This window comes from Pseudonocardia sp. SID8383, from assembly GCF_009864975.1.
In the GTDB taxonomy this organism is placed as follows: Bacteria; Actinomycetota; Actinomycetes; order Mycobacteriales; family Pseudonocardiaceae; genus Pseudonocardia; species Pseudonocardia alni.
In genome coordinates this window covers 1-4,162 of sequence record NZ_WWFY01000229.1, presented here as the reverse complement: position 1 = coordinate 4,162, position 4,162 = coordinate 1, and the positions used below count along the sequence as shown (strand labels likewise).

Below are 4,162 nucleotides of genomic sequence, written 5' to 3'. Positions count from 1 at the left end.
GACCGCCGCCGGGGTCCGGCCGGCGGGGCCGCCCAGCGGGGCCCAGTCCTGGCGGAACAGGGAGTCGTCGTACCGGTCGGCGCCGGTGTCGGCCGGGACCTCGCGGGAGACCAGGGAGTCCGCCGTCAGCACCGGCCCGCCCGCGGCGTCGTACACCGTGATCGACACGGTGTCCTCGCCGGTGGCCGCGATCCGGGCGCGGACGGTGCCGGCGCCCGCGGCGAACAGCTGGACGCCCTCCCAGGTGAAGGGCAGGCCGCCACGGCTGATCGCACCCAGGTCGCCGTAGGCGGCGGCGTGCTGCGCGGCGTCGAGCAGGGCGGGGTGCAGGCCGAAACCGGTCGTGTCGGTCCCGGCGCCGTCGGGCAGCGTGACCTCGGCGAACACCTCGCCGTCGCGGCGCCACGCGGCGTGCAGCCCCCGGAAGGAGGGCCCGTAGTCGAAGCCGATCCCGGCGAGCCGCTCGTAGCAGCCCTCGAGGTCGACCGGCTCGGCGCCGGCGGGCGGCCAGGCGGTCGTGTCGAGCCCGTCGGGCGCCGTCGTTCCCGAGCCGAGCACACCGGTGGCGTGCTGCGACCAGGGCAGGCCGTCGGCGTCCTCCGGCCGGGAGAACACGCCGAGGGTGCGGCGGCCACGGGCGTCCGCCGGACCGACGCGGACCTGCACCCGCACGCCACCGCGCTCGGGGAGCACGAGGGGCGCGGCCAGGGTCAGCTCCTCCACCCGGGTGCAGCCGACCTCGTCACCGGCGCGCACCGCCAGCTCGACGAACGCGGTACCCGGCAGCAGCGCACGTCCCTGCACGCCGTGGTCGGCGAGCCACGGGTGGGTGCGGACCGAGAGCCTGCTGGTGAACAGCACGCCGTCGTCACCGGCGAGCTCGACGGCGGCACCGAGCAGCGGGTGGTCGGCGGTGGTCAGCCCGGCGGCGGTGACGTCGGCGGCGCCCCGGACGGGCGCGGGCCAGTAGCGGGTGTGCTCGAAGGGGTAGGTGGGCAGGTCGACCCGGGACGCACCGGTGCCGTCGAAGAGCCGGGCCCAGTCCACGGTCGTCCCGCGGACGTGGGCCGTGGCGAGTCCGGTGACCAGCGACAGCTCCTCGGGGCGGTCGCGGCGCAGCAGCGGTACGGCGACGGCGCCCTCGGGCAGGGACTCCTGCGCCATGCCGCAGAGCACGCCGTCCGGGCCGAGCTCGACCAGGGTGGTGACGCCGCGCGCGGCCAGGGCGGTGACGCCGTCGGCGAAGCGGACGGTGCCGCGGACGTGGCGCACCCAGTAGTCGGCGGAGCAGATGTCGGCGACCTCGGCGACCGAGCCGGTCAGGTTGGAGACGACCGGGATCCGTGGCTCGTGGTAGGTGAGTCCGGCGGCGACGGCCCGGAACTCGGCGAGCATCGGCTCCATCAGCGGCGAGTGGAACGCGTGGCTGACCCGCAGCCGGGTGCTGCGCCACCCCCGGGCGCGGGCGTGCTCCTCGACGGCGGCGATCCCGTCGGTGTCCCCGGCCACCACGACCGACGACGGCCCGTTGACCGCGGCGAGCGAGACACCGGCGGTGAGCAGGGGTGCGACCTCGTCCTCGGTCGCGCCCACGGCCAGCATCGCGCCGCCGCGCGGCAGCGCGGCCATCAGCCGGGCGCGGGCGGCGACGAGCGTGGCGGCGTCGTCGAGGGACAGCACGCCCGCGACGTGCGCGGCGGCGATCTCGCCGATCGAGTGCCCGCCGACGAGGTCCGGGACCACGCCCAGCGAGGTGACCAGGCGGTAGAGGGCGACCTCGATCGCGAACAGCGCGGGCTGCGCCCGGCCGGTGTCGTCGAGCGCCTCGGCGTCGGTGCCCCACAGGACCTCACGCAGGGTGGCGTCGTTGTCGGGCAGCGCCGCGTCGAGCAGCGCGGCGGTCTCGTCGAACGCCTCGGCGAACACCGGGAAGCGGGCGTGCAGCTCCCGGCCGGCGCCCAGGCGCTGGGAGCCCTGCCCGGAGAACAGCAGCGCGGTCAGGCCCTCCCCCGCGACACCGCGGGCGATCTCGGTGACCTCGTCCCCGGAGCCGAGCAGCACGGCGCGGTGCTCGAAGGTCGCACGGCCGGTGGCCAGCGAGGCACCGACGTCGAGCGGGCTCAGTCCGGTGACCGATCCCGTGAGCCGGGCCCGCAGGGTGTCCAGTGCGGTGGCGGTGCGTGCGGACAGCGGCCACGGCACCACCGCCGGGGCGGACACCTCGGCGGCAGGTGCCTGCGCGTCGGTGTGCGGGGCCTGCTCCAGGATGACGTGGGCGTTCGTGCCGCTGATCCCGAACGAGGAGACCCCTGCCCGGCGCGGGCGGCCGGTCTCCGGCCAGTCGACGGCAGCGTCGAGCAGTGCCACGGCGCCCGCGGTCCAGTCGACGTCGGCCGAGGGGCGCTCGGCGTGCAGGCTGCGGGGCAGCACCCCGTGCCGCAGCGCCATGATCATCTTGATGACGCCGGCGACGCCCGACGCGGCCTGGGTGTGGCCCATGTTGGACTTCACCGAGCCCAGCAGCAGCGGGGTCGCGCGGTCCGCGCCGTAGGTCGCGAGCAGGGCCTGCGCCTCGATCGGGTCGCCCAGGGTGGTGCCGGTGCCGTGCGCCTCGACGGCGTCGACGTCACCGGAGCCCAGCCGCGCGCTCTCCAGCGCGGCCCGGATCACCCGCTGCTGGGACGGGCCGTTGGGGGCGGTCAGGCCGTTGGAGGCGCCGTCCTGGTTGATCGCGGACCCGCGCAGGACCGCGAGGACCTCGCGGCCCTGCCGGCGGGCGTCGGAGAGCCGCATCAGCACGAGCATCCCGGCGCCCTCGGCCCAGCCGGTGCCGTCCGCGCCGTCGGCGAACGGCTTGCAGCGGCCGTCGGCGGCCAGCCCGCTCTGGGCGGTGAAGGCGACGAACGGGCCGGGGGTGGCCATCACCGACGCGCCACCGGCCAGCGCCGTCGAGCACTCCCCGGCCCGCAGCGCCTGCACCGCCTGGTGCATGGCGACCAGCGACGACGAGCAGCCGGTGTCGACGGTGACCGCCGGGCCCTCGGCGCCCAGGGTGTAGGACAGTCGCCCGGAGATGACGCTCGCGGCGTGCCCGGTGGTCGAGTAGACCGCCACGTCCTCGTCGGAGGCGCGGATCACCTCGCCGTAGTCCTGGCCGGTGGTGCCGACGAAGACCCCGGTGTCGGTGCCGCGCAGCGACGTCGGGTCGATGCCGGCCCGCTCCAGCGCCTCCCAGGTGATCTCCAGCAGGATCCGCTGCTGCGGGTCCATCGCGACGGCCTCGCGCGGGGAGATCCCGAAGAAGCCGGGGTCGAAGCCGGCGACGTCGTCGACGAAGCCGCCGACCTGGGCCAGGCTGCCGCCCTCGCCGTCACCGGCGAGCGCGTCGAGGTCCCAGCCGCGGTCGGTCGGGAACGGCCCGAGGACGTCCCGGCCGTGCGCGACGACGTCCCACAGGTCCTCCGGCGAGGCGACGCCACCGGGGAAGCGGCAGCCGATGCCGACGACCGCGACCGGCTCGGACGCGGCGGCGACCAGCTGCTCGTTCTGCCTGCGGAGCCGCTCGACCTCCTTGAGGGACGACCGGAGTGCCTCGACGTACTTCTGGTCCGACGTGCTCATCAGAATCTCCTGCTTGTCGTTCAGTTCGCCGAGGTCAGTTCGCCGAGTTCTCGGTGACGAGCCGCAGCAGCGCTTCGGCATCCATGTCGTCGAGGGACTCCGCGCCGCCGTCGTCGGTCCGGCCCGCGTCGGGGTCGGGGTCGTCGGCGGCACCGGGTTCGGCGTCGGCGAGGCCCAGCACCATGTCCAGCAGGCCCGCCCGCCGCAGCCGTCCGATGGGGACGGAGGCGAGGACCTCACGGATGTGGGCGTCGGGGTCGTCGGTGCGGGTGGTGCCCTGCTCGCCGGGGGTGTCACCGAACAGCAGCGTCCCCAGGTGGCGGGCCAGGTCGGTGGGTGTCGGGTGGTCGAAGACGAGCGCCGCGGGCAGCGGCAGCCCGAGCCCGCCACGCAGCCGGTTGCGCAGCTCCACCGCGGTCACCGAGTCGAACCCGACGTCGCGGAACGCGCGCCCGGCGGGGATCGCGTCGGCGCCGTCGTGGCCGAGGGTGGCCGCCGCCTCGCCGCGGACCGCCTCGACGAGCGCCCGGGCCCGTTCCGC

General features: G+C 76.1%; 2 protein-coding genes. Both read right to left on the bottom strand.

Translation table 11 applies throughout. The features are described from left to right. A partial coding sequence (locus tag GTW08_RS05530) for a type I polyketide synthase (protein ID WP_161151510.1) occupies positions 1 to 3,621 on the bottom strand: 3,621 nt, incomplete at its 3' end. Positions 3,622 to 3,655: 34 nt separating this feature from the next. Next, the coding region (locus GTW08_RS05525) for an acyl carrier protein (protein ID WP_161151509.1) at positions 3,656 to 4,162 on the bottom strand (507 nt) is incomplete at its 5' end.